General features: G+C 37.2%; 29 protein-coding genes. 7 read left to right on the forward strand and 22 right to left on the reverse strand.

The window, feature by feature from the left end; translation table 11 throughout:
* Window positions 1-188: 188 nt before the first annotated feature.
* The 10 genes from BM327_RS02150 to BM327_RS02200 all read right to left on the reverse strand — a co-directional run bounded on the left by BM327_RS02150 (window position 189) and on the right by BM327_RS02200 (window position 10,136).
* Entirely contained in the window at window positions 189-839 is a 651-nt protein-coding gene (locus BM327_RS02150) for a hypothetical protein (RefSeq protein WP_090245826.1), read from the reverse strand.
* A gap of 92 nt (window positions 840-931) precedes the next feature.
* Window positions 932-1,396 (reverse strand): hypothetical protein, encoded by a 465-nt coding sequence (locus tag BM327_RS02155; protein WP_090245828.1) that lies wholly within the window; start codon window positions 1,394-1,396, stop codon window positions 932-934.
* 53 nt (window positions 1,397-1,449) lie between these two features.
* A complete protein-coding gene (locus tag BM327_RS02160; RefSeq protein ID WP_090245830.1) occupies window positions 1,450-2,583 on the reverse strand; it encodes a hypothetical protein in 1,134 nt (377 codons plus the stop codon).
* A gap of 382 nt (window positions 2,584-2,965) precedes the next feature.
* Window positions 2,966-3,991: a hypothetical protein gene (locus BM327_RS02170; RefSeq protein WP_090245834.1), complete on the reverse strand. Its 1,026-nt coding sequence runs from the start codon at window positions 3,989-3,991 to the stop codon at window positions 2,966-2,968.
* Window positions 3,992-4,237: 246 nt separating this feature from the next.
* Window positions 4,238-5,059 (reverse strand): T9SS type A sorting domain-containing protein, encoded by an 822-nt coding sequence (locus tag BM327_RS02175; RefSeq protein ID WP_090245836.1) that lies wholly within the window; start codon window positions 5,057-5,059, stop codon window positions 4,238-4,240.
* 317 nt (window positions 5,060-5,376) lie between these two features.
* Complete coding sequence (locus BM327_RS02180) at window positions 5,377-6,447, reverse strand: pirin family protein (protein WP_244526179.1); 1,071 nt, start codon at window positions 6,445-6,447, stop codon at window positions 5,377-5,379.
* A 289-nt stretch (window positions 6,448-6,736) separates the two neighbouring features.
* Window positions 6,737-8,182, reverse strand: a complete 1,446-nt coding sequence (locus BM327_RS02185) for an amidohydrolase family protein (RefSeq protein WP_211664700.1) — start codon at window positions 8,180-8,182, stop codon at window positions 6,737-6,739.
* 274 nt (window positions 8,183-8,456) lie between these two features.
* Window positions 8,457-8,954, reverse strand: coding sequence for a thiol peroxidase (gene tpx, locus BM327_RS02190; RefSeq protein WP_090245838.1), 498 nt, complete (start codon window positions 8,952-8,954; stop codon window positions 8,457-8,459).
* An 88-nt stretch (window positions 8,955-9,042) separates the two neighbouring features.
* Window positions 9,043-9,537 (reverse strand): thiol peroxidase, encoded by a 495-nt coding sequence (gene tpx, locus BM327_RS02195; protein ID WP_090245840.1) that lies wholly within the window; start codon window positions 9,535-9,537, stop codon window positions 9,043-9,045.
* A gap of 80 nt (window positions 9,538-9,617) precedes the next feature.
* A complete protein-coding gene (locus BM327_RS02200; protein WP_090245842.1) occupies window positions 9,618-10,136 on the reverse strand; it encodes a hypothetical protein in 519 nt (172 codons plus the stop codon).
* A gap of 68 nt (window positions 10,137-10,204) precedes the next feature.
* Between BM327_RS02200 and BM327_RS02205 the strand changes: the two genes are divergently transcribed.
* The 5 genes from BM327_RS02205 to BM327_RS02225 all read left to right on the forward strand — a co-directional run bounded on the left by BM327_RS02205 (window position 10,205) and on the right by BM327_RS02225 (window position 13,759).
* Window positions 10,205-11,428: a BaiN/RdsA family NAD(P)/FAD-dependent oxidoreductase gene (locus BM327_RS02205; RefSeq protein ID WP_244526180.1), complete on the forward strand. Its 1,224-nt coding sequence runs from the start codon at window positions 10,205-10,207 to the stop codon at window positions 11,426-11,428.
* A 135-nt stretch (window positions 11,429-11,563) separates the two neighbouring features.
* Window positions 11,564-11,974 (forward strand): Hsp20/alpha crystallin family protein, encoded by a 411-nt coding sequence (locus BM327_RS02210; protein WP_090245846.1) that lies wholly within the window; start codon window positions 11,564-11,566, stop codon window positions 11,972-11,974.
* A 60-nt stretch (window positions 11,975-12,034) separates the two neighbouring features.
* A complete protein-coding gene (locus BM327_RS02215) occupies window positions 12,035-12,475 on the forward strand; it encodes a hypothetical protein (protein WP_090245848.1) in 441 nt (146 codons plus the stop codon).
* A gap of 6 nt (window positions 12,476-12,481) precedes the next feature.
* Window positions 12,482-13,405, forward strand: a complete 924-nt coding sequence (locus tag BM327_RS02220; RefSeq protein WP_090245850.1) for a DnaJ C-terminal domain-containing protein — start codon at window positions 12,482-12,484, stop codon at window positions 13,403-13,405.
* Window positions 13,406-13,420: 15 nt separating this feature from the next.
* On the forward strand, window positions 13,421-13,759 hold the full coding sequence (locus tag BM327_RS02225; RefSeq protein WP_139230211.1) for a hypothetical protein: 339 nt from the start codon (window positions 13,421-13,423) through the stop codon (window positions 13,757-13,759).
* Between the two features lie 4 nt (window positions 13,760-13,763).
* On the opposite strand, the gene BM327_RS02230 is transcribed toward BM327_RS02225, so the two are convergent.
* From BM327_RS02230 to BM327_RS02255, 6 genes are all read right to left on the reverse strand, one after another.
* The gene (locus BM327_RS02230) at window positions 13,764-15,242 is read right to left on the reverse strand and encodes a cryptochrome/photolyase family protein (RefSeq protein ID WP_090245855.1); all 1,479 of its coding nucleotides are present in this window, start codon (window positions 15,240-15,242) and stop codon (window positions 13,764-13,766) included.
* A gap of 141 nt (window positions 15,243-15,383) precedes the next feature.
* Window positions 15,384-16,049, reverse strand: a complete 666-nt coding sequence (locus BM327_RS02235) for a flavin reductase family protein (RefSeq protein WP_244526181.1) — start codon at window positions 16,047-16,049, stop codon at window positions 15,384-15,386.
* A complete protein-coding gene (locus BM327_RS02240; RefSeq protein WP_090245859.1) occupies window positions 16,024-16,152 on the reverse strand; it encodes a DUF2256 domain-containing protein in 129 nt (42 codons plus the stop codon). Before BM327_RS02240 ends, BM327_RS02235 begins: the two co-directional genes overlap by 26 nt.
* 157 nt (window positions 16,153-16,309) lie before the next feature.
* The gene (locus BM327_RS02245; RefSeq protein ID WP_090245861.1) at window positions 16,310-17,758 is read right to left on the reverse strand and encodes a cryptochrome/deoxyribodipyrimidine photo-lyase family protein; all 1,449 of its coding nucleotides are present in this window, start codon (window positions 17,756-17,758) and stop codon (window positions 16,310-16,312) included.
* Complete coding sequence (locus BM327_RS02250) at window positions 17,751-18,845, reverse strand: FAD-binding domain-containing protein (protein ID WP_090245864.1); 1,095 nt, start codon at window positions 18,843-18,845, stop codon at window positions 17,751-17,753. Before BM327_RS02250 ends, BM327_RS02245 begins: the two co-directional genes overlap by 8 nt.
* A gap of 63 nt (window positions 18,846-18,908) precedes the next feature.
* Window positions 18,909-19,508, reverse strand: coding sequence for a hypothetical protein (locus tag BM327_RS02255; protein WP_090245866.1), 600 nt, complete (start codon window positions 19,506-19,508; stop codon window positions 18,909-18,911).
* A gap of 248 nt (window positions 19,509-19,756) precedes the next feature.
* On the opposite strand from BM327_RS02255, the gene BM327_RS02260 reads away from it, so the two are divergent.
* The gene (locus BM327_RS02260; protein ID WP_090245868.1) at window positions 19,757-20,998 is read left to right on the forward strand and encodes an NAD(P)/FAD-dependent oxidoreductase; all 1,242 of its coding nucleotides are present in this window, start codon (window positions 19,757-19,759) and stop codon (window positions 20,996-20,998) included.
* 37 nt (window positions 20,999-21,035) lie between these two features.
* Here BM327_RS02260 and BM327_RS02265 read toward each other — a convergent pair whose 3' ends face one another.
* The 3 genes from BM327_RS02265 to BM327_RS02275 form a co-directional block, all read right to left on the reverse strand.
* Window positions 21,036-21,446: a DUF4870 domain-containing protein gene (locus tag BM327_RS02265; RefSeq protein ID WP_090245870.1), complete on the reverse strand. Its 411-nt coding sequence runs from the start codon at window positions 21,444-21,446 to the stop codon at window positions 21,036-21,038.
* A 24-nt stretch (window positions 21,447-21,470) separates the two neighbouring features.
* On the reverse strand, window positions 21,471-22,067 hold the full coding sequence (locus BM327_RS02270) for a class I SAM-dependent methyltransferase (protein ID WP_090245872.1): 597 nt from the start codon (window positions 22,065-22,067) through the stop codon (window positions 21,471-21,473).
* 144 nt (window positions 22,068-22,211) lie between these two features.
* Window positions 22,212-23,009 (reverse strand): hypothetical protein, encoded by a 798-nt coding sequence (locus tag BM327_RS02275; protein WP_139230212.1) that lies wholly within the window; start codon window positions 23,007-23,009, stop codon window positions 22,212-22,214.
* Window positions 23,010-23,234: 225 nt separating this feature from the next.
* Between BM327_RS02275 and BM327_RS02280 the strand changes: the two genes are divergently transcribed.
* A complete protein-coding gene (locus tag BM327_RS02280) occupies window positions 23,235-24,653 on the forward strand; it encodes an SDR family oxidoreductase (RefSeq protein ID WP_090245878.1) in 1,419 nt (472 codons plus the stop codon).
* Here BM327_RS02280 and BM327_RS02285 read toward each other — a convergent pair.
* Genes BM327_RS02285 through BM327_RS02295 form a run of 3 tightly spaced genes read right to left on the reverse strand, consistent with a single transcriptional unit; the run spans window position 24,650 to window position 26,479 of the window.
* Window positions 24,650-25,534, reverse strand: a complete 885-nt coding sequence (locus BM327_RS02285) for a helix-turn-helix domain-containing protein (RefSeq protein ID WP_211664701.1) — start codon at window positions 25,532-25,534, stop codon at window positions 24,650-24,652. The genes BM327_RS02280 and BM327_RS02285 overlap by 4 nt on opposite strands.
* On the reverse strand, window positions 25,531-25,959 hold the full coding sequence (locus tag BM327_RS02290; protein WP_090245880.1) for a nuclear transport factor 2 family protein: 429 nt from the start codon (window positions 25,957-25,959) through the stop codon (window positions 25,531-25,533). The genes BM327_RS02285 and BM327_RS02290 overlap by 4 nt, the downstream gene beginning before the upstream one ends.
* Window positions 25,949-26,479 carry a carboxymuconolactone decarboxylase family protein gene (locus BM327_RS02295; RefSeq protein WP_090245882.1) on the reverse strand — a complete coding sequence of 177 codons (531 nt, stop codon included), beginning with the start codon at window positions 26,477-26,479 and terminating at the stop codon, window positions 25,949-25,951. The genes BM327_RS02290 and BM327_RS02295 overlap by 11 nt, the downstream gene beginning before the upstream one ends.
* Between the last annotated feature and the right edge of the window lie 128 nt (window positions 26,480-26,607).

Raw genomic sequence — 26,607 nt, forward strand, 5'->3', positions numbered from 1 at the left:
ATAGTACTTGTAAGGAAATCCGATATTAGTAACGGGTTTTGTTAAGGGATTTCCAGCGGAAAGTAGTAGAGAATAAATTACCGAAAAGAATGAAAGTATACAGAATACTATCATTGAATAAAAGCTTGATGTTAGCAGTTTCTTGATCATTTTAGATAAAAAGAGTGTTATTTTTTCCTTTTGTTAATTCAGTCTGCATTAATACTATTCGCATAATCAAAGCCTTCTAGATAGTCAATTTTGATTTGATTTTTTACGTTTATTACTTTGAAAGTGTAACTCCAATTGTTTGTGTTTAATTCTTTCCAGGTCCATTTAAATTCACCTTCTTTTTCATTGATTACTTCCACCTTTATGCTGTTCCAACCGTAGTTGTCCTGACACAAGCACCAAGGATTTAAATCACTCGAAAAATAGAAGGGAGGAAGTTCACCCGGATACCATATAGGATACTCACCATTATTCAGTTTTTTGCTTATCGTTCGAATAATATTTTCGTAATTGTCTATAAAGTTTTGCGTAAAATATCGACTTGAATTTAGAAGTTCCAAGTTTCTTTCGAGTTGTAGTGTATCGATACTATTAAATACAGAATCATTTTGATTGAAAGTAAGAAGGTGAAAAGATTGAACAGAATCGCTCCACTGAAGCACGTTTACCATAAGCTCACGAGCTCTCTCTATTTTATCTATGTTGGTTATAGGCTGCAGGGTATCAACTTTTTCAATGCTTGTTTCAATACCTGCTTCAATTTCAATAGATTGATTTTCGTTAACATTATTTCTGCAACTATTCAAGATGATAACAAATAAGAGAGAAGTGATAATCGTGTTTTTCATTGGTGATGTCTTGTAATAGTGTTGAATTTTAAAATGTGTAAATCGACAAGGTTGTTTTTTTAAAGTAGGTTTAAATCTAATTATTTCATTCTTTAAATCGGATAAATCAATAGTCGAGTTTTCAATCTATTCACATTGACTATTGCAATTTCTTTTTGATACAAAACAGTTGCGCCTTTTTCCTCAAAGGAAGCCGAAACAAGTTGAACAAAACTAGATCCATTTTTTAGTTTAAATAAAAAGGTCTGTATATAATTCCCTGTTGGTATTTCTCCCAAATCGTCGTGTGCATAGGTAATTCCACTGAGTTTAGAAATTTTGTTCAACTGATCTTTGGCTATACACTTTTTAATTTTGTTGAGGTATTTCTCGTCTGCTGAACACCAACCTATTCTATATATGTACTCGATATCCGATTTATTTAGCTTTGGATTGAGTTGGAGGAGTTCACTTGTTGTAAATTTTCGCGTACTTAGGTGGGATGTATATTTTTCTCCCAAAACTTTTTTCCGTTTTGAGTGCGTGAAAAATGTGTCAAGCCAATCAATGAATGTCATGTGGTTAAATATGAATTATTTACTTTTTAGAATCAAGATAGAGATTTTTGGTTTTACAAATTCTCCCTAACAAACGCATTCAAATCTTCCTTTTGAATGCCTAGAACCTTTTCTAGTGCGCTGTAAAATTCTGCTTTACTATTTCCAAAGGAGAGAACTTCTTTTACCTTTTGAGCACCGCCTTTTTCGTAGGCCAATTCAATAAAATATCCACCAAGTACATATTTGTAACCTGTGAATTCATCCATGTTGAGGAGTTCTGGTGCTTGATTTAGATCGAAATCAGGGTGTTCTAGTAAATAATTTTTGAGCCTTTCTTTGTGCCAATTTAAATCTTGACCTGTACTTCCTCCAAAGTAGGTGCAAAATCCTTCTATGAACCAAGGATGAGCCTCGGGGTATTCTGGATTTAAAAAGAGGTGTATGAGTTCATGAGGGAAATATTCACCACCTCCGTAAGTATATGCGATATTGTTTGTTGTATCTGCCTTTCCGAATGGACGCTCATGACCTATATTTTCAAAGTGAAAATCAAAGCCTTTCATTTCATAATAGTTGCTTCTATTCGTTGTAAAGAAATAACGATAATCTTCAAGCATGAAACCAAAGTCTTTTGCAATTTGCTTGATTTCCTTGTTTTGCTTTTTCGCCAAAGATGTATTGAATTTATAATTGTTTGGATAGATATAGGTGATATTGCCCACTCTTGTTTCTGTCATATGTAAGCGCTGGTTAATGGGGAAAGGGTTGTAGAGTTTTAATTTATTGGTAACACTTTCAGTTTTGGCATAAACATGAAAAATGAAAGGTGTAACACTCATGCTGTCATTGTAAGCAAAACCAAATTTAGAAGTGATTTTATATAGGGAGTCCTGTTGCGTTATGCTAAGAACAGTAAGTCCATATTGTAGGGTTTGAATTTTATCACCCATTTCAAAATAGTCCAAGTCTTGCAGCTGAAAATAAGTGCTATCACTAAATTGTTCAACTTCTTGTTGGTTCCAGTAAACAGCACCCGATCTTTCGTCTTCGGAATGTAAAAAGTCCAACCATAATTTAAGTGGCTCCCTCAATTTGAACAGTTCTACATTTTGCTGTAAACATAGATCAACATAGATATTTTGAGCGGAAACATGGTTAGAGAATAAAATGATGTAAGTGGTGATGATAAGTGTGATTCGGGTCATTGTATTGATGTGTTTTGCTTTAAAAATAATAAACCAAAGGGCACAAAAACAATCGCAAGTAAGATAATTAAGTTTCTTTTTTCATGTGAAAATGAAAAGCGAGGAATGCTTACTTTGAATAAGAGTATAAGTATCCATGCTGTAAGGACTAGAGGAGATATCAACAGTAGGTAGATGAACCAACGAAGAAAGGGTTCTATAGTAATACGAAAAAGTCCTAAGCTGGCTAGAAGGGGAAGTAAACATGTTAATACAAGCGAAAGAATTAGAAAGGGTCTTAGTCTCACAATGTTTCGCGAAGCTCTTTGATCACCTTTAATATTTAAGGCCCATATGACAGTAGAAAGGCATTGTAAGAAAAGATATACATCTAGATAAGGAATCATGATTGTTTCTGTTCTAGGGCTTTATGAATAAGCTGTACAAATTCCTCTTTTTGGTCAACATGTAAAGCGAGGGTCTTATATTTTCGTTGTGTACCATAAAGTCCAAACATCGTTTCTGGCTCCTTTAGTTTTAGTATAAGGTTGTGACTTTCCAACTCACCCAATAGCGACAATTTTTGTGCTTCATCCCCGATTTCTATATCTTTTGATGAAACTTCTATACTCTCGATGTTAGCTAGGTTTAAGGTAGTTTCCTTCATTATTCCATATCTAAGGTAAAGCGTATTGTTTTTGAGGTAAATGGGTCTTTTAAACATAGCTTTTACAAAACCGAAAATCTGTATTCCGGAATAGACACTTAGCAAAGTTAATATCCAAGCGGCCGTTGTACTCCATTTAGAAAGAAGCACGTGAAGTGTAATGGTTTCCAATGCAACAATAAAAAGCAATGCAAAATAAAGTGTAACAGCACCATTATCTTTATGGTAGGTGAATTCGTTTTCTTTTAACTTTCTTTTTCTCCAATAAATAAATCCATAAAAGAGAACAGCTATTTCAGTTACAACGGGGTTTACTACTCTTCGCGGAAGTATTTCTGAGCAAGTTAGTTTTAGAGCATCGTAAAAATCAATGGATTCATGTTTCTTATGCTGGAAACTTTTCACAGCCTTACGGGTCTTGTAGATGAAAAAAGTCAAAACAAATATTTCTACCACGGGCAGTACCCATGATTTGAAAAGGTTTAAGTAATGCTGATTTTCGACAGGAATAATAAGGGAACAAACTACAATTCCAAGGATAAAAATTGGGACTACAGTAGTGTTGGGTATACTGGTTTTACGTATGAAGAGAAAATACAATATGGGACCAACGATCAACAAGTCAAAGGTTATACCCATGGCTAAACTATCAGCGTGACTTTGAAAGATATGGGATTGCGCTAGAAACACCGAAAACCCAATGATCAGAAGGGGGAGACCAAAGATTAATAGTTTTTTTTGTAGTTTGATCGTGGAATGCATAGCTTACGTTTAAAACTTATAAATGACGTCTAATGAATAAGGAAACACCTTGGTTTCGAGTATAAATGTAATTCCCCCGAAACCGGTGTTAAGGTAATGATTGTTGGCCGAAATTCAAAACAGAGTTGAGAGCTTTTAAGAAGCTTAAATTCCCGAAAACACATAGTATAAATTTGACCAAGTCTAAGTATGCATTATTCCTTGAAAGGTACTTTAAGCTCCGCCAACATTTACTAGAAAAATGTACTAATTCTGGATAATTAGCTGCTTTGTAATTTCTTGTTCATCAGAGAGAAGCTTGATAAAATAGAGGCCAGCTTCCAACTGCGAAACATCAATAGATTTTTGATCTACTTCAATTTCTTGAACCAAACTTCCACAGTTATCATAGATAGATATTGATATCATTTCATTGTATAAGTCGGTTGGAATATCTATATGGACCAAATTTGTAGCAGGATTAGGGTGTACTTTGATCTGTTCATTTTTTATATTTTCACCTATAGAAGCAGTGCTTAAAGAAGTAACAAATAGATTATCAAACTTAACATCCAGCCAGTTGTTGGTGGTGTAATATTTGAGAGCTAAATAAGAATTACCAGGATGTGTACCTACGGGAATCATCAAATGCTCATACCATGTATTGTCTGGAGTGTAGGTCGAATCTGAAAAATTATAAAGAACGGTTTTCGTTGCTAAATCGGGATCTGCTGAACCATTTAGCAAATATAAAACTATGGAATCCCCTGTCATTGGTGTACCGAATCCGCTGAAGTTATGCCACAAGGTATCTATCCAACCGCCAGCACTGAAGTCAAATACCGGAGAAATGAACCAATTGTCTGTCGGTACTGTTCCACCAACAGGGTAATAATGTGCTAAACAAGAATCCGGACTCACAGATGTAGAAGCATCTTTGTCCCATTGGTAAAGGCCGATATCACCTTTTTGAATTTGTGTCCATCCTGCATTTTCAGCAGCATTATCCCATCCTGTATAGTAAACATTTTGAGCCTTTGCTGCAAGAATTGAAACTAGAATTGAAATTGCGAGTAAAATTGATTTCATTATAAGCTTTTCTTTTTATAATGAAGCTCAACGAATAAGGGTTGCAAGTGAATTTAAAGATTTAAGCCGAAAGGTTTATTTTGGGTTTAGAAAATTTAAGGAAATGTTGAGATATCTTTTTCAACTGTTCTTCAAGTTATTACTTCAAATAACTTTCAAATCCTTCAAATCCTTCAAATCCTTCAAATCCTTCAAATCCTTCAAATCCTTCAAATCTTTCAAATCCGTCAAATCTCTCAAATTTTCAAATCATTACTCAGTTTAAGATTAACTCAAAAAAAAGAGCAGGTATTCATTTACCCACTCCTTCAATTCATTTATCTCACCACTTCGGTACCATCTGCGAACTTGGCAAATCTACCTTTGTCTTTGTCCCAAACTTGCTCGCGCATGGGCCAGGGCCAGCCTCCAAATTCTGTACGTTGGTAGAGCGACATCGTCTCATGCAATTCTGCTTGCGTATTGGCAACAAATGGTCCGTACTGTACCACAGGTTCACCTATAGGTTTACCTTGAAGTAGGAGTAGAGAAGTTTCTTTATCTCCATTTACAATAGTTGTTGGTGTACTTGGGTTTAATACGATTCTAGTGTTATTCTTAATGTTTTGTCCATCTATGCTTAGTGCATCCCCTTCGTGGAAGTAAACATTTCTATTTACAGCTGTTTGTGCTGCAGGTAAGGTGAAAGTTGCACCAGCATCTAATTTAAGTGTCAAAATCACAACTTCGTTTGCTGGGTCAGCGGCCCAAGAATTTGGGTTGGGATCCAAGGCTTTGGTTCCGTTTAAAGTACCTGCAATTACATTTACTTTGGTTAGCTTTCCATTGTCGTCTTTCGACTCAACTACTGGAATATCTTCACTCCAAAGCATTTTATAGTGAGCATCTACCTTTTTACTTTTACTCGGTAAATTCAACCAAATTTGAAAGAGTTCAAAAGGGTTGTCTTTGTCTGTATGCAAGAGCGGGAACATCTCCGAGTGTTGTACACCATTTCCGGCTGTCAACCATTGAACGTCTCCATTCATAAATCTTCCGGCACCACCTAAAGAATCGGAGTGATCAACAGCGCCTTCAACGGCTATAGTTACGGTTTCAAAACCACTATGAGGGTGGTAAGGGAAACCGGGCACATCACTTCCGTGATACATTCTAAAATCAAGTCTTGGATCAAAATCACTCCCCATGCTATGTCCTTTTAACTGATCTGGGTTTATACCCAGATTTTCATTTCCTTTCGGGTAATGGTCTTTGTGGTAAGCACAAAACATAAAAGGGTCTTCTGTTCTAAAAGGTGAGCTCAAGGGCTCTGTGCGAAGTATAGATGTTGTATTCATGTATTCTGTAATTAATTGTATTGACTTTTGGATAGGTATTCTTCCATCCATTGATAGACCAAAGTATAGAATATTTGGGTATGCTAGACATTTAGACCCTTAGACTTTTAGATTGTTAGAAGAGGTGACAAAATTTAAAAATTTAAGTACCACCTTTCGGTCGAAGTTTAAAGATTTAAGGAAGAAGCTTATGGATGTCTTTGAATCCTTAAACAAGCGCAATGCGCGTGATTAAATTTTAAATATACTTGTCTAAAACCTTTAACTGATGGCATTACAACTCACAAAAAAAGCCCCACCAAATTGGCAGGACTCTTGGTTTGAAAAACGTGTGAAAATCTTAGTTCTTGGCCATTATTGCTTCGAATGCAGCGAATTTGGCATCTAACTTTTTGTATTCTCTTTGTTTGTCTTCTTCCGTTAAGAAAGAATGGATAATACTGTTGTACACATATTGCTTAATTTCAGCATAACTTGGTGCGTACCTGCTTGCCAATAACATGTATTGATTACTCAAATTGTTTCTTGAAACACCAGAATCATCCGTTGAGATAATCATAGGAACTCCGTATTTTTTGTAAATCAAATAGGGGTGTTCTTGACCTTTTACTCCTAAAATAAATTCATTACTCGTCAAATTGATTTCAACCACAACTGTGCTGTCTTTCATGTATTGAATCAAATCCATAGATCCGCTTTCGTAAGGGATATCAACTCCATGTCCAATACGTTGTGCGTGTGCAATATGAATCGCCTCGTTGATGTGGAAAGTCAAGTTTTTTGGTCTTACCATGCCTAAAGTTAATTCACCAGCATGCAAAGCTCTGTGTACAGTAGGGTATTTTCTGTTCAAGTAGTTGAACATCATCATGTGCAGGGTGTAGTCCTCCAAAGCGGTTACATTGTTTTCTGGAGCAACGATGTTTACTCCAACAATCAAAGGTGTTTTTGTACTCGCTATAAATGCTGCTGATAAATCTGTGTAAACTTCCAAAGGATTCATAACACGCGCTGTATAACTTTGGTAACGCAAGGTGAAATCTTCGTCTTCTACCTTTTGGTGTAAGCTATCAACCTCTGCCACAAAATTTGTAATACGACCCGTATAGCTTTCATCGCTTTGGTAGTAAGTATCAATTTGTGTCAAAATAGCATCTACTTGCGCTTGGGTTTTAGCAGCTCTTAGATGCGCCACCATAGTGTCTGCATTCGGGTAGTTTTTACTACTTACACCCACAGAACTTAACATAGTTTCTAAGTACTGTATGTTTTCTTTTTTCGCTCTTTCTTTCAGTAAAGTCAAACCATCCAGCATGTATTCATCTGATACGGTTCCGAAATAACCAAAAGTGTTAAAGAAATTCTGGTCTGGAGCTACTTGTTGGTGATAGTGGTTGTCGTAGTCTTTGTCCGACCATAAGGTCAATAATTCTCTATACAAAGCATCATTCGCGCGCAATTCAGCAACACTAATTAAATCTGTACCACTTGAAGCCGGTGATTTTTCGATTTTCAAGGTGGTTTGGTCAATACTCCAATTCTTAGTTTCTACCCAATCCAAGAAAGTTTCTGCATAGATACTTCCCGTATAGTGGTGATGAAGATCTGCACCCTTGGGCATGTTGCTAAAGAAAAGGTTAAGCAAAGAAATTTGGGCGTCGCCCTCAACTATGCTGTTGTAGTAGTTAGATGTAGCTTTAAAGTTTTTGCTTTTTACATCAATGTTTTGCGCATGCAAACCATAGGCACTGATAAGGGTCAGTACCATTAAACTGAGTTTTTTCATTTTTTTGAATAGTGAGTTTCGCCGCCAAAGAAATGGAATAAATTCAAAATGAAAGATGTTAAACTAAAGATTTCGTGTTTTTCCTATATAGAAAAGGGGCAAGTAGGTTAGATTTAAAAATTTAAGTCTAAACTGCGTTTAGGATTTAAAGATTTAAAGAAAAGGAGAATGATTGCTTGTTAAATCTTTAAATATCCCGATACCATCGGGAGTTTAAATTCTTAAATATTCTCCCAACTCACACTCAAACTGATGACTCACACTCAAAACTGACCTACAGCACATCCAACACATCTGCATAGTCCGGTTCATGCGAAACCTCTGGTACTTGCTGGGTGTATTGAATTTTTCCTTCTTCGTCTATGATAATAACATTTCTAGAAGGAAGTCCTTGCAGGGGGCCATCTATCATTTCTATGCCATAGCTCTTGGCAAAAGCTCCGCTCTTAAAGTCGGAAAGCATAACCACGTTGTCTATTCCTTCCGCACCGCAAAAACGATCTTGGGTAAAGGGTAGGTCTCTAGATACACAAAGTACTTTGGTATTCTTAAAGGCGGTTGCGCTTTTATTAAATTCTCGTAATTCGGCAGAACACGTAGAAGTGTCTACACTTAAAAAGGTAAGGATAATGAGTTGGTGACCTTTAAAATCTGCCAAGGTCTTGGTGCTCATGTCGGTGGCTGTGAGTTCGAAATCTTTAGCTTGATCTCCAATTTTGGGCAAGTCTCCTGAGGTGTGGACTTTGTTCCCGCTTAATAATACTACTGACATAACACAAGGTTTTAGTTCAGTATTAAAGGTACGGTATTATCGCTTGAATAAAAAAAATCCCCAAGCTTAAACTCGGGGATTCGTAATACTATGCATTCAATGCTGCTTCGTAATTGGGTTCATCAACGATGTCTGGAACCAATTCTGTATGCTGAACAATTCCATTTTCATCCACTACAACTATCGCTCTTGCATGTAAGGCGTAAAGCGCGCCATTTTCAATTTCTAATCCGTAATCCTGACCAAAACTTCCTTTTGCGTAGTCCGATAACATCTCTACATTTTCAATTCCTTCTGCACCACAAAAACGTTTTTGAGCGAAGGGTAAATCTCTTGAGATACACAACACCTTGGTATTGTCTAATTGCGCTGCCTTTTGGTTGAAGGTTCTTACCGAAGTTGCACATGTACTCGTATCCACACTAGGGAATATGTTTAGGATCAAACGCTGACCTTTGTAATTTTCTAAAGTTTTGCGTGATAAATCTCCTGCTATCAATTCAAAGTTTGGAGCCGCAACCCCAACTTCTGGTAGGTTTCCTGAAGTTACTACTTCATCACCTTTTAATTTTGTTATCGCCATCTTGTTTTATTTTGATTTGAAAATAGTCTTTTTATTGAAACAAATGACTTGGAGAATTGTTGCGTGGGAAAATTCTTGACTTAAGCGAAAATGTTTACTTTTCTCTTGTACTCCTTTTCATTTCTGGGGTGCTTAGAGTCTACGGTATAAACTTCTTTGTTATCATCAAAACTCAACCATTTAGTTGCTTTTTTATGTACTTCTATTGGAACACCATTCTTATACATCAAATTGCAAAGATCTTCGCTCCAAAAGTTATTGTTATGAAATAAATATGTTTTCCCTTCATTTGATGTCATTCGGAATGTAAAATGAGAATATTTGTTACTCCTTGTTACATGTAGCTTTTTTATATCATCGTAGTTCAAAGAAAGTTTGTTCAGTATACTCTTTATTACTATTTCTTCAGATGAAAACTTGATTTTAATGAGTTCATTAAAAAAGACATATAAGCAGAAAAGTAACATGAAGATGGTGATGCTAATTTGAAACCAAGACTCATTTTTATTCAATACCTCATTGGCATAAAGCGCTATAGCACTAAAAACTAATAAAGTCGATTTACGTGTTCCAGTTTTTTCTAAAAGTGGTGTGTTCATGTTGTTTATTTTCGGTGGCGAATGTAGCAAAAGCCGAGTAAATCTCAGCGTTTTGAACGTTTTTTTCTATGCTAAGTTTAATAAAAGCGTATTTTTGCACCATGTCCAAACAATCCATTGCAGTTATAGGTTTAGGTCCTGCAGCCTTATTTTTTGCCGCTTTTGTAGATACCTCAAAATACCAGGTAACCATCTACGAAAAGAAAAAACAAGGAGCACGTAAATTTTTAGTAGCAGGTAAAGGTGGCTTTAACTTAACACACTCAGAGCCTTTGGATGAATTTATCACCCGTTATACACCCCAAGAATTTTTAATACCCGCGCTTCAACATTTTTCCAATGCTGATTTGCGTTCGTGGTTAAAAGAAATAGGTTTGCCAACGATTATTGGTAGTAGTAGAAGAGTATACCCCGAAGATCATATCAAACCCATAGAGGTGTTGTCAACCCTTTTGGATGTTATACAAAAACGAGGTGTTGAGATCAATTATGAACAGGAATGGTTAGGATGGAGTGATTCCCATACTTTGCTTTTTCAAAATGATCAAGAGGTACAAGCGGACAAAGTTGTTTTTGCCCTTGGAGGTGGGAGCTGGAAGGTAACAGGATCTGATGGTTCATGGCGTGAACCTTTTGAAGCGCAGGGAGTCAATACGCTTCCTTTTCAAGCTTCGAATTGTGCTTACACGGTAGATTGGGACAAATCTTTCATCCAACAAAATACGGGAGAGCCTTTGAAAAATTGTACCTATTCTGCTGGGGGACAAACACAAAAAGGGGAGACGGTTATTACTGAGAAAGGTATAGAAGGGAATGCAGTTTATGCGTTGAGTCCGGATTTAAGAGCCGCCTTAGAGAAGGATGGAAGTGCTCGTTTAGAAATTGATTTTAAACCGACTTGGTCCAAGAAAAAAGTCATGGATGTGATGCAGAATTCTCGTCTAACGAAAATGACGGACATCCTCAAGAAAGACCTTCGTTTGAGTAAGGTTCAAATCAATTTGTTGAAAGGGATTACAAGCAAAGAAGAATTCCTGTCTAAGAAACACATGGCCCATTTAATAAAAATTTATCCTTTAACCGTAACAGGACAAGCTCTATTGGATGAAGCCATTTCAACGGTGGGTGGGGTTGCCCTTGATGCAGTAAAAGATAACTTTGAATTGAAAGCATTGCCCAAGCATTACTGTATAGGTGAAATGCTCGATTATGACGCGCCTACAGGTGGATACTTGTTGCAATCTTGCTTTAGTATGGGTGCATATTTGGCCCATCGTTTCAATAAGGAATAAAACCTTTTAGCTCACTTCATATACACTTTTTGTACAATTTGCACAATGATAAATCTCAATATTTTTAATGTGTAAATAAGTTGTGCCTGAATGAATTAGGTTGTAACTTTTTCTTTGCTAATAAAACGAAAAGTTATGTCACTGATTAAACATGAATGGCCAACGTTGTCAGATTTATTTGATGAATCATGGATGAAAAGTAGATTCTCAAATACAAGTTGGTCGCCCGCGGTAAACGTGGTGGATAATGCAGAAAATTATGAAATCGAAATTGCCGCTCCAGGCTTAAAAAAGGATGAATTTTCTGTTTCTTGTGAAAATGGGGTTTTGAACATTTCTGGTCAAACCCAAAAAGAGGAAGAAGAGAAAAAGAAAAATTATACCCGTAAGGAATTTAGCTCTAAATCTTTTTCAAAATCATTTACACTTCCCGAAAATGTAGACGCCGATCACATAGAAGCCAAATATGATGACGGTGTTTTGAAATTAACCTTGTATAAGGTGGATAAAGAACTTCCGCCCAAAAAAGAAATCACCATTGCTTAAAGTTCAACACGAAAGAGTAGGCCTACTGCTCTTTCTTTTTTACAACTAAACGAAAACAAAATGAGACTAAGACCAAAAAGTGATTATCTCCAAAAAGCATCTTGGGTTAATCTGTATGTATTGACAAAGTATTGGGAATCTGATATAGCCTTTTACAAGGATGAAATTAGATTCTTGTATGGATTAATTGATAGGTATTTCATTTGGATGACCCAAGATGAACATATAGAAAAAGTAAGTGCATTGAGCGCAGAACTTAACCAGCTTGATAAAACCTTTAATAGCTTGTCCGAACGCATGGTCAAACACAGATCGAGAATGGTTTTGTTACTGGAAAATGCTTTTGTACAAGAGGAGGAAGTGTTTAGAGCAGAACATGAGGTGCTAGAGGATGATTTCAAAAGAGCTTCTGTGGACTTTAGAATTTTGAAGCGCAAATTGTTTGAGGTTACTGAAACCGTTATGGATGAGGAAAAGTTACAACATTTGTTAACCCGTTAAATTCAAGTGGACTACAAGGATTATTATAAGGTATTGGGAGTTGATAAAAAAGCGACTCAGGCGGAAATCAAGAAGGCTTACCGGAAATTGGCGGTGAAATATCATCCCGATAAAAACCAAGGAGATGCTTCAGCAGAAGAGAAGTTTAAAGAAATCAACGAGGCCTACGAAGTTCTTGGAGATCCTGAGAAGCGGAAAAAATACGAAGAGCTGGGTGCGAATTGGAACCGTTTTCAACAAGGTGGCCCTGGTGCTGGGTTTAATCAAAATCAATGGCAATCTGCTGGTGGGGATGAATTTCACTATCAAGGTGATCCTTCTGAAATGTTTGGTGAAGAGGGTTTTTCAGATTTCTTCGAACGCATTTTTGGCCAACAAGGGGCTAATAATTATAGGAGACAGCGGTCTTTTAAGGGAAGTGACTATCAAGGAGAAATTGAATTGAGTTTGTCTGAGGCCTATCACGGAGCGAGTAGGATTATACAATTGGAAAACCAGAAAATTAGAATCAACACCAAACCTGGAACTAGAGATGGGCAAACTTTGAAGATAAAAGCAAAAGGAGCACCGGGAATTAATGGTGGAGAGTCGGGAGATTTGTATGTGAAAATTCATGTTTTACCCCATCCCTCAATTAAAGTTGAAAATGACAATTTAATACAGTATCTTAATGTTGACTTATTTACAGCTGTTTTAGGAGGTGAGATACAATTGAAAACACTAGCCGGGGAATTGAAAATAAAAATTCCTCAAGGTGCTCAGAACGGACAAAAACTACGCTTGAAAGGTAAGGGGATGCCTGTTTATGGCAAGAATGCCTTTGGTGATTTATTCGTTGTTTTAAATGTAATCCTCCCAGAACACTTAAGTCCCGAAGAAAAAGAGCTTTTCTTGAAATTGAAAAGCATGAACACGGTAGAGGTGAATTAATTAAAACTTATTACAATGCATATTATACTATATAACTCGGTGAATACCAATGTAGATTTAAATGATTTGGAGGAACATTTAATCGATATTGATTTGCGTTACAGAGCAACGGAATTGGTAACTACTGGTCACATGGGCTTTGAAGAAATGCAACAAGCCGTAAAGCGTGCCATGAATATTTGTAAAGTAGCAGGGGTTGAGGTGCGTAAACATTTCAAGGCTATTTACCTGTGTAGAGAAGGGATACTACTCAGAGATTGGCGTTTGTCTGCTTTGGCCCGTAAACTCGTTGTCATCAATGGAGACCCAAATAATCTTTATGTGGCCAAGGTACAAATAGATTTGTTCCAGTAATCCTTTAATTCAATTTGTTCAAAAATGTTTGTGCCGCCTCTAAATGTGCGGCTTTTTGCTCATTACTTTGTTTCCTATAATTAGCTAAAATGAAACCGGTTCTGTGATTTTTCGCAAAGAAATCCTCGTGTTGGGCGATAAAGTTCCAAAAAAGTCCGTCCCATGTTTGTTGCCAATCACCTTTGGAATAATTACTCATTTTTAAGATGTAATTGGAAGAGGATAAGTAAGGTTTGGTAGCAAAAAGTCCACCGTCTGCAAACTGACTCATACCGTAAACATTCGGTACCATCACCCAATCGTAAGCATCTATAAATAACTCCATAAACCAACGGTACACTTCATCGGGGTCGAATTGACAAAGCAGCATGAAGTTTCCTAAAACCATGAGTCGCTCTATGTGGTGACAATACCCTGTTTTCAATACCTTCTTGATGGTCTCATCTATGGGAGGAATGCCTGTTTCCCCCGTGTAAAAGGAGGGAGGTATAGGTCGGGTAAACTTCCAAAAGTTTTGGGTTCTTGAAGAAACACCATGACTCACATACAAACCTCTTATAAACTCGCGCCAGCTAATAATTTGACGAACAAATCCTTCCAAAGAATTAATAGGAACTTGATTCTTTTTGGCAAAGTCTATACTGGTGTTGATTACATCCATAGGGAGAAGAAGTCCTACATTTAGCAAGGGAGAAAGTAAACTATGGTTGAGCACACTTTCTTCTCTAACGATGGCATCTTCATACACACCGAATTCGTGGAAACGATAATCTAAGAATTGTTGGAACCACGCTTCAGCCTCTTGAAAATTTAAAGGATAATGACTGTTGGGTTGAAGTTCTCCTGGATTCTCGGAAAAATAGTTATCTACATAAATGATCGCTTCTTCCCAAGCCTTATCAGCACTTGGAAAACTTGTTGGAGGTGGGGTTTTACCTTTGGGATATTTCTTTCGGTTATCGGCATCAAAACTCCATTGTCCACCTTCAGGCTCTCCCTTTTCATCTAAAAGTAATTGGAAGCGTTGTCTTTGCTTCTTGTAAAAGGTAGTTTGAAAAAAGGATTTGCGCGAGCTTTTGAATTCTTTTCCTATATCAGCTCTACTCAATACGAAAGAAGGGGTGTCATAGACTTCAAATTTTACTTTACCCTTAAATGCAAACAAGCGTTTTTCCAACCAATTATCCACTAGGTGTAAAAGATGTATGGTGTCAATTTCTCCGAGGTTCAAGAGAATATCCAATTCACGTATATCTGAACCTTTATCCTGACTAGAAATGTAGTGTACGTTCAATCCTTTGGCTTCCAGGTAGCTTTTGTACGCCTGCATAGATGCGCGATGAAAAGCTATCTTTTGTTTGTGGAATTTGTACAATTTGAAAAAAAGAAACTCTTCTATGATATAAACGTCTACACCCAGGTCCAATAGTTTACTCTCTTTGAACAATTGATGCGGAAATACAAGGGCTATGGATGTTTTCATGTTCTCGTTTATTCTTTGTTTCTACTAGGCTTTAAGGGGGATTTAAAGATTTAATTCTTCGCAGGCTCAGGATTAAAAATTTAAAGAGAAGGCAATTGTTAACATTACTTTCTTTAATCTTAGAATTCCATCTCTAACGGTCTAAAAATCTTCTTTCTTTGGAATTTCATGCGTTCGGACGTAAGGGTAAGTTTCTAATTTTTCCAGTTTGTAGTAGGTGTTTAAACCGCCTATACCCACGGTTTTGTTGTGCGCTAAATCAATTTGTCCTAATTCATTTACAGCCTCTTCGGGAAGATCTATGTGTACAATTTCACCGATAATAAAAGAGCAGTCGTTCGGCAAAGGAATACTGTGTAGGTGCTTCATACCCAGTTTAACCGGACTTTCTTTCACAAAAGGTGCTGGGAAGTTCTTTAAGTAAACAGGAGCAATGTTCATGCGTTCAAACTCGGAAACACCACGTTCCAGTTTAGCCGAAGTGTAATGCGCATTTTTGTGCAAATGTTCGGGAATGTGATTGATGGTATAAACACCCGTTTCCAGAATATTGGCGTAGGTGTCACGCGGTTCATCTCCTTGTGGACGAAGTACAAAGCCCAATTGTGCTGGGTTGGACCCTAAGTGAACCACAGAGCTGAAAATTGCTACGTTTTCTTTCCCATCCTTTGATTTTGTAGCAATCAAATTTGCAGGTTTTATCCCTGAAATGGAGTTGATAAGATTGAGTCTGTATTTGCGGTCTAGTTGTGTTAATTCGTACTGTGTAAATTCCATGTATTTATTTGTTTCTTCTACAGCGTTCACTGCAATATTTTACTTCGTCCCAATTTTTCTCCCATTTCTTACGCCAGGAAAAGGGACGCTTACATACAGGACAAATTTTAGTAGGTAAATGTTCTTTTTTCATCTTAAGAATTATTTAAAAATTTAAGTCTTCGCAGGCTCAGGATTTAAAAATTTAAGGAATTAATTACTTCTTAAATCTTTAAATCTCTCGATACCATTGAGAGTTTAAATTTTTAAATCCCTCCAAGTCTCAATCTCTCAAACCATCAAGCTCACGCTCACGACTGCCTCACATGAGTTGCTACAATGCGTCTGGCCTCAGCTTTAACCTTTGGGTGTTTTCTATGTCCCCAAATCTTTTCTCTTGCTTTACGTGCTGTTTCCTCCAAATCCATGTTTAACACGGGGTAGGTAAAGGGTTCTTTAAAATCGGCCAACTCGAAAAGTGTCATTTTCCAAGGTTCGTGGATAAATGCAACAGGTACTTCTTTTAATTCCGGAACCCATTTTTTGATGAATTCTCCTTGAGGGTCATGGTCTTTGGATTGTTTAACTGGGTTGTAGAGTCGGACAGTATTTACACCCGTTGTACCTGCCTGCATTTGTATTTGCGGATAATGAATACCGGGTTCATAATCCAAGAACAATTGAGCAAGATGATAAGCACCTTTTTTCCACGAAACATCAAAGTGAAGACAAAGTATAGAAACCAACATGGCGCGCATTCTAAAGTTGATCCAGCCCGTTTGGGTTAAACAGCGCATACAGGCATCTACAATAGGAATTCCCGTTCTTCCTTCTTTCCATTTTTGAAGAAGTACTTCGTTGTTACTGTATACCAATTCTTCATAGCCTTTATTGATACACAGCGTTTCATAACTGCATTCTACTTCAAATTTTTGAATGAAATGACAGTGCCAATGCAAACGGGTAATCATGCCGTTAAAAGGACGCTTGTATCTCTCATAATTGGGGTGTGTCTTTATAAATTGGTAGGCTTGACGTATACTGATGTTTCCCCAAGCCAAATAAGGTGAAATACGCGCACATGAATGTCGACTTTCTGCCGGTTTTGATATGTACTTGTTATAGTTTTTTCCTCTATCCGCGCAAAAGGAAATCAAGTATTTCCAAGCATAGTGTTCTCCAGGTTTTTGATAGGATTCAGGGTAGATTTTTAAGTCTTGTTCAAATTCTTTCGGTAAAGCAAAGGGATGATCCAATTTCGGAAGTTGAGAAGGGGTGAAGCCATTTTTTAACATAGGGGCATGCATAACACGGTACCAGGCTTTGTCCCATTTTTCTCTATTCTTTATACCACGCAAAATGCCATCACGTTGAAATTCTATCCATGTAATATTTTGTGTTGCAAACCATTTCGTACAAGCCTTGTCTCGCTCCCACGTCAATTGAATTCCACTTTCTTGGTAAGAAAAAACTTTATTAATGTTATACTTTTGATTGATGTGATTAAATGCTTCTAAAGCAGAAGAGTAGGTAGTGGTTATTTCTCTATTTACTTCGTGAAGTTTTCCCTTCATTTCTTCCAAAGAATGATAGATAAACTGGAGGTGACGCAAAGAGGTATCTGTGTGCGCGATGAGCTTGGGTTCAAAACAATAGAGGATGATGTAGTCCAACTCTTCTTGTTCTGCATGGAAGAAAGGTGCGTGATCGTTAAGACGTAAATCTCTCTTCAACCAAACTACATTTACCGATTTATTCATAGCTCAATTCCTTTTTGGCCTTGTTCCAAAATTTGAAAAAGGAAGGAAAGTCACCCTTGATGCTAGTCATCCAATCTCTTTCTAGTCGGTTCCCTTTAAAATGTTGGTGTGTTGGATGCTCTTTAAAGATGATGTTTTCCTCTCCCAATAGTTCTAAAAGCTCATCAAATGCACCGACAAATATTTTAATGCCATCCATATTTTTAGCCAATTTTAGGGTGAAATCTATACAATGCTGAGTTACCGGATAACGTTTGAAATGTTCGGGTTCTAATAAAAGTATGTTTTGAATTTGCTTAGTTTTATTCTTTTGGTAATCAATGTTGTAGTAAGTGTGAATTAAACTTAGGGTAGAAGGAGTGATATCGTCTGTTTCAAGGTGACTCAAGTCCGTTTTAAGTTCAAATTCAGACCTTTCCGCCAAGACATCTGGAAGTTCCATGTTAGGTAAGGCATCATAACTGGTATCTAAAAAAGTACCACTTTGATCTGTACCGAAGAACTTGTTGATGTTCTCTTGGTTGGCGTAGTATTTTTTGTTGGAATTTGTACCTGCTACCCATTGCCAACTTAAGTAGTTACTAGCCAAATCTCCATCTAAAAGTTGACTATACATCCAATCTGCTCCAACTTTCCAATGCGTTTGGGCAATGTTACAAACAATGGAAGCCACGTACATGCGCATGTGGTTGTGCATATAGCCTGTTTCTTTTATCGTAATCAAAGCCTCATCTATAGCCTTTATGCCTGTTTTCGCCTCCAAGATAGCCCTTGGCATAGCATGACTCATTACAGGACTCTGTTTGTGCTTTAAATCCTTGAAGATTGCATTCCCTTTTACCAACCACAGCAATTGCCAATAGTCTCTCCAAGCAAGTTCTTGTAAGAATTTCTCTGCGGCATGAAAACTCGCTCCAGATGCTTTAATGTTGTCGTAAACGAATTTTGTTGAAATAATCCCTCTAGATATGTAGGGACTCAGGTTACTAACCGCTCCATTTTTGAAATTCCTTGTTCGGCCGTAAGCTTCTACATCTATTTGTTCTATGCGTTCTAGTATTTCAGAATAAGAAGTAGGAAAATTCATATTGCTTTGCTTTAAAGGCAAAACAAATGGAAGAAAGAAAGGTTCGATGGTTGAGAAGTGGTTCTAAAAATTTATGATTTCACCATTCCTTTTAAAAACTGTGTATTCTTCTTCGTTTAAGCATTTCTGCAGAGTTTTATACGTCATTTTACCAGAAAAAATAACATGGTCAACATCAGCATGTTCCAAACTGTCTTTGCTTACGGTTACACTGTTTTTTTTGTAATAGGCTTGGCTAACTTTTAAGTGAGGATCAGTGAGTAATAGGTTTAAATTCAAAGGGTCTACATATTTTATATCACCATTTTCTAGAACTTGAATTATACTTATTTTCCACATGTTATCCTCCCTACAATTCAACATGTAAACATCTTTTTTCTTTCTTAGTTGAACACTGTCTGAAAGTCCGTAATATCTACGTTTTATCTCAAGTTTTTCTGTGTTTTCGACTACAAATCCATGTGCATCCACACCAATGTGAAAGGTTTCAGAAGTATCTCCATCTTTCAAGTATACATCATACCAATCTCCTTGTAATTCTTTCGGGAATTCCTGTAAATTTTTGGACAGAAAAGGTTGAGGGCTGGTGTACTCAATGTTTAAACAAGAGGTGAAAACAAGTACCAAACTTAAACAGGTAATACCGAATCTCAATTTACTCATATCTACTTTTTTTACTCCCTCAGCTATATACGCTACGAATGGTTCTTTGCCAATTTGTTATAATAAAAATAGGTATTTCATCTGGAATGTTAAGTGATTGATTCCGAGGTTGAAATGAAGGTGGTTTCTTAATCCATTATTCAAGCTATTGATAGTTGTAGGAAGTATAATTGACAATTGTCAATGGGTAACTCTTGTTACAGATTTACTTTTGGAAGTGAGCTAACTTGCTTACAAAAACAAGATATATGCACTACGAAATCATAATAATTGGAGGAGGAACAGGAGGGTTAATGTTGGCTGCGCAAATGCAACGACAAGGTGTGAGTCAGCAGATTGCTCTTGTAGATCCTTCAGAACACCACTATTACCAGCCTGCTTTTACGCTCGTTGGGGCTGGAGATTACAGCTTGGCAAAGACAAAGCGCTCCATGGCTTCACTTATACCTAAAGGGGTGAAATGGATACAAGACAGTGCCATAGAAATTAAAGGTGCTGAAAACACGGTGAAAACAGCCAAAAGTGGATCTTTTACTTATGATTTTTTAGTCCTATCTCCAGGATTGGTATATGATTTAAGTTTGGTGGAAGGATTGGAAGATGCTTTGGGAAAGGGTGTGGTATGTAGTAATTACACCAACCCGGAACACACCTGGGAGGTTTTGCAAAATTTTAAGGGAGGAACAGCCTTGTTTACCCAACCCACAACTCCTATTAAGTGTGGTGGTGCACCTCAAAAAGCTACCTATTTAGCGGATGCTTACTTTAAAAAGAAAGGAATAAAAGACCAAACAAATGTGGTTTTGGCCATGCCAGGTTCTACAATTTTTGGAATACCAGAAATAAAGAAAACACTGCAGGCCGTAGTGGATAGAAAGGAGCTCAATGTGAAATTTGGTCATGAACTGGTTAAAATAGATGGAGAAAAGAGAATTGCTTGGTACAGAATGAATAAACATGAGGGAGAAGTGCACCCTAAGGATCTTAAAATGGAGAAAGATGGTGATTTGACAGGAATACATTACGATATGTTGCATACGGCGCCTCCTTCTGTTACTCCCGCTTTTTTGCGTTATTCAGAATTAGTAAATGAGGGAGGATGGTTAGACGTAGACATACATACGCTACAACACAAGAAATACCCGAACATCTTTGGTATTGGAGATGCGGCGGCGTTGCCAACGGCTAAAACAGGAGCTGCTATTCGTAAACAAGTACCTGTGGTCATAGAAAATATTAAAGCCCTCAAAGCCAATGGTGGTTTGGGGACTAAAAAATACAACGGTTACTCTTCTTGTCCGATAGTTACAGAATATGGAAAGATGGTCTTGGCCGAATTTGACTACGACAACAACTTTATTCCAGATCCTAAACTAAAAATGATGTTCATCCGTGATTCTTCCCAAGAACTTTGGCGTTTGTGGATGCTCAAGAAATATGGATTGCCTTTTATGTATTGGAATATGATGCTGAAAGGAAAGGATATTTAAATGATAAAGCGCAAATCTACTGAATTGGGCTTTTGTTTTATTTAAAGAAGGGTATACTCAAAGGGTATTTATAAAATTGACCATTACTGGCTTTTACGGCTCCAATTATAGCAAATATTAGTCCTAGTCCTCCCAGAATTATTAGGAAAATAAGTCCAATAAAAATAATACTTAATAAATAGGATAAGGTGAAATAGATGATTAAACTGATCATCCAGTTGAGAATGTTTTTACCATGCTTATCTATCGTTTTACTTTGATTTTTTTGTGTACTCCACATGATAATAGGGAGGGCTATACCTACAAATGAGAATAGGATAGAGGTTAATGGCGATAAATGCATAAGCATGGAGTATTGATTGATGGACATACCCCAAGGTTTATAGTTTTTATCTTCGTTTTCGAGATCAAGTAGTTCATCGTCTAAATAAAGATTATCATTTTCCATGTGAATGATTTTAAAGTGAAGGTATTAATAACTTAGCTTGTCAAGCTGCTCTAAGCAATAAATCTTAATCACAGGATCAAAAGTATCTATACACCTATATTCCAGGTTTTCAATTGAATTGAGAAGACCTTCCATGTATCCAAAGTTTTGATATTCCTTAAAGTTTTTGAAATGACCACTAAACCTTTGGTCTAACCAAAGAAGAAAAGACTGTTTACTTGAAGAAGGTGCGCTAAACCCACAAATAATAACTGTTTTTGCATGTTTGAGTTGAAGTTTCAAGAGGTTTATTGCTGTCTCCTTTGGCATAACATGGTAAAATAAACTTGCAATGGAGTAATCACTACAAGGTGCCTCTGTTGACTGACTCAGGTCTGAGCATTCAAAACTAATATGCTTTAAGTTAAGTGTTTTAGATTTTTCTTTGGCATAGGTGATAAGTTGCGGGTTATTATCATAACCTATTCCTTGATTAATTTTAGAGGAGAGATGAAAAAGTAAATCACCATTTCCACAACCTAATTCTACAACGGAGGAATTACTCCCAATAAGATCAACAATTTGTTTGCGAATAGGTAGGAGGTACTTATCTACTGTGTTAGCTTTAATTTTACCCTTCATAAAACTCTATTTAAACATCACTAATTTTTACAGGCCACATCATGATAGGCGTACAAATTCTTTTTGGAGTTTCACACCTTGAAAAATCAATTTTCCAATAAACTTTATTGGTGTTTCTTAATTGAAAATGGACACTTTCCACTTTCATTTTTTAAACTCATATTCAAAAAGTACTTTCATTTCATCTTGAGAAGTGTTTCGATCACAATCATCGCAATCTAAGTATTGCAGTGGAAAACCTTTTTCATCGTAAGTTATGATGTAGGCGCTTTGACTATATTTTGTTTTTAAATATCCCCCAACGCGAAAGTTATTTTGGTAATAGAATTCGTGGTTAAGGGAAATCTCACTACCACTCTTTTGAAGAAAGTTGATAAGTAAACCATTTTCATTGTATATAAATTGTGTGTTTTTAGAACCTTTTGTTGTTCCTTCATATTCTAATCTACCTTGATCGTCATATTGATAATACCAAGTGATTTCGTAGTTATTCTTTGAGTTGACACGTGCTTTGTGGGATTCAATACACAATCCACCTTTGTATTTATTTTCTTTAATGTAGGTAATTTGAGTGCTATCGCGCACTACTTCTTTGGTGAGATATCCTTTCTTGTTGTAATAAAACTCCGTGAGTTCATAAAAATCTATCGTGGCGGCATATTGTTCTTGCTGAATAAGTTGATTGTCTGAGTTGTAAGTGAAACGCGTCCATTCTTCAGTTTCTGGACGGAGAATTTCTATGATGTTACCTATGCTATCAAAATTCACTTGCTCTAATAAAAAACGTGATCCATCTGGTTTTACTTTGTATTGATAGCTGCTCTTGACTTTGTATTTTACAATGGAATCAAGGTTGTAGTATCTATCGGTAGAATATTGTGCAAATGTCAACGAGGTAAAAAAGGTGATTAGTAGAGTAGAAAGCGTTATTTTTAGATGCATGGTTTCTTGTTTTGTTGAATTTGAACCAAAATAAGAATTTTAATCTAAAAAGTAACCAAAGTCTTTTGCTACGGCTTAGGGATAGTAGCGGCAGCTCCCCAAGCCGCTTGGGGACTATAGCGGAAAGCCCGACGCAAGCGGACATAGTTAGCTTGGGGAAGCCCCAAATTATACAAGTCCAAGTGATGGACCAAACAATAGGTGGAGACTAAGTGTTTTTAAATCATGAACATACTACTTACTGGAGTTACGGGATATATTGGTCGACGCTTATTGCCTTTGTTGGTAGCCGATGGACACACGGTGTATTGCTGTACGCGTGATAAGGATAGGTTTGAGGTAGAGGATTCTTTACGCGCAAACATAGAAGTAGTTGAAATTGATTTTTTAACGGGGGATAAACCTGCCAATTTTCCGGAGAAGATAGACATCGCTTACTACCTCATCCATTCCATGTCAACGGGTAAAGATTATGCGAAATTAGAAGAGCGGGCGGCCCTGAATTTTGTTCAAATTTTAGAGGAGCGTCAGACAGAGCGCGTAATTTACTTAGGTGGAATAGCCAATGACAAGCAACTTTCCAAACATTTGAAGTCGCGCAAACGCGTGGAGGAGATATTGATGGAGGGAGCTTTTAATACCTTGGTTTTTAGAGCGGGGATTATCATAGGATCGGGGAGTGCGAGTTTTGAAATTATTAGAGATTTGGTAGAGAAGCTGCCTTTTATGATCACCCCAAAATGGTTAAATACGCGTTCGCAACCTATCGCAATATCTAATGTGTTAACCTATTTAAAAAAGGCCATACACCTACCTTTTGTGGAGGATAGAGTCTTTGATATAGGCGGACCAGATGTGTTGACCTACAAAGAGATGTTGTTACATTTTTCCAAGGTTAGAAGATTGAAACGCACCATAATTACTCTGCCGGTGATGACGCCCAAACTGTCGTCGTATTGGCTTTATTTTGTGACCTCCACTTCTTATCCTTTGGCCAGTGCTTTGGTGGAAAGCATGAAGGTGGAAGTCGTGTGTAAAAACCAGGATATACGTTTGTTTATTAAGCAAGATTTGCTCAGTTATGACGAGGCTTTACAACGTGCTTTTGATAAAATAAGTCAACACGAAATTGTATCGAGTTGGAAGGATGCCTTTGCCAGTGGTCACCTCAACTTTAAAATATCAGATTTTATTACCGTTCCCCGCTACGGTTGTTTTAGAGACGTACGCAGCATGCGCGTTGATGATGAGAAGAGTAGTAGAGAAAAGATTTGGCAAATTGGAGGAGAAAGGGGATGGTATGCCGCCAATTTTTTGTGGCGTATGCGCGGACTTTTGGACAAATTTGTAGGTGGTGTGGGCTTGAGAAGGGGGAGAACCCACGAAAACAAAATAGATGTTGGAGATGCCATAGATTTTTGGCGTGTACTCTATGCCGATAAGGAAGAGTGCAGACTGCTCTTGTTTGCCGAAATGAAATTACCTGGCGAGGCTTGGTTGGAGTTTAAGATAGTCAATGGAAGACTGGTGCAAACGGCAACTTTTCGTCCGCGTGGACTCATGGGCCGACTCTATTGGTATGCTGTTTTACCCTTCCACGGAGTTGTGTTTAGCAAGATGTTGAAGGGCATAGCCGAAGATTAAAGGGCAGCTGCTTTGTTGGATCCCATTCTGAGTCTGTAAGCACTCGGAGATACCTGCACATGCTTTTTAAAGAAACGACTGAAGTAAAAAGGATCTTCATAGCCCAATTCATAGGCAATTTCTTCTACGGTTTTATTGGTCAAGTACAATTCTCTTTTGGTTTCTATAATGATGCGTTCGGCGATGAGCTGAGAGGGTGTTTTTCCATAATTGGCTTTTACAAATTTGCTCAATGCGTTGGGAGAAATATGCAGTAATTCGGCGTAATCCTTAGGCGCGTGTAAGTTTTTATAGTGTTGTTCTATGGCTCCCTTAAAGCGGTGTAAGAGTTCGTTTTCTTCTACAATTGATGCTGGATCAGATTGAGGTTCTTGAGTTTCTTGTTTTATTCTAGAGCATTGAATAAGTATGAGCTTTAAATAAGACAAAATAGCATCCTGTGTGGCCAATTTATCGGCGCAAACATTGTTTTTCATGCCTTCAATCAGCCAAGATAATTGTTGTACATCTTCAGTTGTTATTTCAACAAAAGGATGCTCGTAGACATTATTAAACAAGATGCCATCGCAGGCAATTTCTGAATGGTGTTTGTGAATGCAAAAGAAGTTGGGGTGGAAATGAAGTACCACGCCCTTGCTTTCCATTTGAGGAGCAAACATAAAGGGTTGAAAAGGGGAACAAGCAAAAAGTGTGTTTGCTTCGTAGTTGTATACTTCTGTATCTATCAAGGCTTTGCCCTTTCCACTTTGTATCCAAATGATGGAATAATAGGGCAGCCGCTGTATATGATCAAATTGATGAAGGCTTTCAAACGTATATAGTTTGAAAGCCAATTCACCATTTTTTTCATCCAGCAAAGTATATGTATTGTTTGCTATCACAGTAATCTGTCGTTTTTATTTATGTGGATGTCATTAATACTTGCAAAGCGTTTTTGCATGAGTCCGTTAGAAGCAAATTCCCACATCTCGTTGCCGTAGGCTCTAAACCATTGCTCTTCTTTGGTTCGGTATTCATAGAAAAACCTTACAGCAATGCGGTTAAAATTATAGCTCCAGAGTTCTTTTTTAAGTTTGTAATCAAGTTCACTTTCCCATTTCTGCGTTAGAAATTCTTCAATTTCTTGCCGACCGCGTAAGAATTGATTTCTATTTCTCCACAAGCTATCTGGAGTATAGGCCAACGCTACTTGCTGTGGGTTTTTACTGTTCCAAGCCTCTTCTGCCAATTGAACTTTTAATGTGGCACTTTCATAATCAAATGGCGGAAGTGGTGGACGCTTTTCTACTTTACCATTAAAGCTCATCTGCCAAAGGAAAATCTATTTCAATTTGCGATAAGTTGTGCAAGTAATTCATGATGATTTTATCTCCAATTTGAACGATTACATCTACCAAGCTTCCGTGGTTGTAGCCTTGTGCGTAGAAGTTTTCTAGATGAGCATCAGATACTCTTCCTTTGTTTAAGGTAATGTCTTGGGCAATTTTAACCAAAGCATTGAGTTTAGCATCAGAAGCACTTCCTTTTCTAAGCTTCAGAATTTCATCCTCTGCGAATCCATTCATTTTACCTAAGGCCGTGTGTGCACTTTGACAGTAACGACAATTGTTGCTTTCACTCACTACAAGGTTAACGGCTTCTTTTTCTTTGTTGCTCAAAGATGATTTTCCTCCTTGAAAAGTCAAGTATCTATCCAAGGCAGTTTCAGAATGCGCCATGGCAGCGTAAAGGTTAGGTACAAAACCTAAAGAACTTTTAAGGTTATCAAAAATGGCTTGGTTGTTTGCATTTACTTCCTCTCTTGTGGGTACATTTAAATTTTTCATTTTACAGTGTTTAAATTGTTTGTCATTATCGACACTGCAAAGTTGGGAAGACTAGTCCCCTGAGAGAATAGACAGATTATGCCAAGGCATGGACAATTTTACTTATGTGATTTATTTGCCTTCTTATT

Source organism: Lishizhenia tianjinensis (genome assembly GCF_900116425.1).
Lineage (GTDB): Bacteria > Bacteroidota > Bacteroidia > Flavobacteriales_D > Crocinitomicaceae > Lishizhenia > Lishizhenia tianjinensis.

What these genes read in the sequence shown, in the direction of transcription:
- BM327_RS02150 (WP_090245826.1), bottom strand. Translation starts at nt 839, where the DNA reads ATGAAAAACACGATTATCACTTCTCTCTTATTTGTTATCATCTTGAAT.
- BM327_RS02155 (WP_090245828.1), bottom strand. Translation starts at nt 1,396, where the DNA reads ATGACATTCATTGATTGGCTTGACACATTTTTCACGCACTCAAAACGG.
- BM327_RS02160 (WP_090245830.1), bottom strand. Translation starts at nt 2,583, where the DNA reads ATGACCCGAATCACACTTATCATCACCACTTACATCATTTTATTCTCT.
- BM327_RS02170 (WP_090245834.1), bottom strand. Translation starts at nt 3,991, where the DNA reads ATGCATTCCACGATCAAACTACAAAAAAAACTATTAATCTTTGGTCTC.
- BM327_RS02175 (WP_090245836.1), bottom strand. Translation starts at nt 5,059, where the DNA reads ATGAAATCAATTTTACTCGCAATTTCAATTCTAGTTTCAATTCTTGCA.
- BM327_RS02180 (WP_244526179.1), bottom strand. Translation starts at nt 6,447, where the DNA reads ATGGATGGAAGAATACCTATCCAAAAGTCAATACAATTAATTACAGAA.
- BM327_RS02185 (WP_211664700.1), bottom strand. Translation starts at nt 8,182, where the DNA reads ATGAAAAAACTCAGTTTAATGGTACTGACCCTTATCAGTGCCTATGGT.
- tpx (WP_090245838.1), bottom strand. Translation starts at nt 8,954, where the DNA reads ATGTCAGTAGTATTATTAAGCGGGAACAAAGTCCACACCTCAGGAGAC.
- tpx (WP_090245840.1), bottom strand. Translation starts at nt 9,537, where the DNA reads ATGGCGATAACAAAATTAAAAGGTGATGAAGTAGTAACTTCAGGAAAC.
- BM327_RS02200 (WP_090245842.1), bottom strand. Translation starts at nt 10,136, where the DNA reads ATGAACACACCACTTTTAGAAAAAACTGGAACACGTAAATCGACTTTA.
- BM327_RS02205 (WP_244526180.1), top strand. Translation starts at nt 10,205, where the DNA reads ATGCTAAGTTTAATAAAAGCGTATTTTTGCACCATGTCCAAACAATCC.
- BM327_RS02210 (WP_090245846.1), top strand. Translation starts at nt 11,564, where the DNA reads ATGTCACTGATTAAACATGAATGGCCAACGTTGTCAGATTTATTTGAT.
- BM327_RS02215 (WP_090245848.1), top strand. Translation starts at nt 12,035, where the DNA reads ATGAGACTAAGACCAAAAAGTGATTATCTCCAAAAAGCATCTTGGGTT.
- BM327_RS02225 (WP_139230211.1), top strand. Translation starts at nt 13,421, where the DNA reads ATGCATATTATACTATATAACTCGGTGAATACCAATGTAGATTTAAAT.
- BM327_RS02230 (WP_090245855.1), bottom strand. Translation starts at nt 15,242, where the DNA reads ATGAAAACATCCATAGCCCTTGTATTTCCGCATCAATTGTTCAAAGAG.
- BM327_RS02240 (WP_090245859.1), bottom strand. Translation starts at nt 16,152, where the DNA reads ATGAAAAAAGAACATTTACCTACTAAAATTTGTCCTGTATGTAAGCGT.
- BM327_RS02245 (WP_090245861.1), bottom strand. Translation starts at nt 17,758, where the DNA reads ATGAATAAATCGGTAAATGTAGTTTGGTTGAAGAGAGATTTACGTCTT.
- BM327_RS02250 (WP_090245864.1), bottom strand. Translation starts at nt 18,845, where the DNA reads ATGAATTTTCCTACTTCTTATTCTGAAATACTAGAACGCATAGAACAA.
- BM327_RS02255 (WP_090245866.1), bottom strand. Translation starts at nt 19,508, where the DNA reads ATGAGTAAATTGAGATTCGGTATTACCTGTTTAAGTTTGGTACTTGTT.
- BM327_RS02260 (WP_090245868.1), top strand. Translation starts at nt 19,757, where the DNA reads ATGCACTACGAAATCATAATAATTGGAGGAGGAACAGGAGGGTTAATG.
- BM327_RS02265 (WP_090245870.1), bottom strand. Translation starts at nt 21,446, where the DNA reads ATGGAAAATGATAATCTTTATTTAGACGATGAACTACTTGATCTCGAA.
- BM327_RS02270 (WP_090245872.1), bottom strand. Translation starts at nt 22,067, where the DNA reads ATGAAGGGTAAAATTAAAGCTAACACAGTAGATAAGTACCTCCTACCT.
- BM327_RS02275 (WP_139230212.1), bottom strand. Translation starts at nt 23,009, where the DNA reads ATGCATCTAAAAATAACGCTTTCTACTCTACTAATCACCTTTTTTACC.
- BM327_RS02280 (WP_090245878.1), top strand. Translation starts at nt 23,235, where the DNA reads ATGAACATACTACTTACTGGAGTTACGGGATATATTGGTCGACGCTTA.
- BM327_RS02290 (WP_090245880.1), bottom strand. Translation starts at nt 25,959, where the DNA reads ATGAGCTTTAATGGTAAAGTAGAAAAGCGTCCACCACTTCCGCCATTT.
- BM327_RS02295 (WP_090245882.1), bottom strand. Translation starts at nt 26,479, where the DNA reads ATGAAAAATTTAAATGTACCCACAAGAGAGGAAGTAAATGCAAACAAC.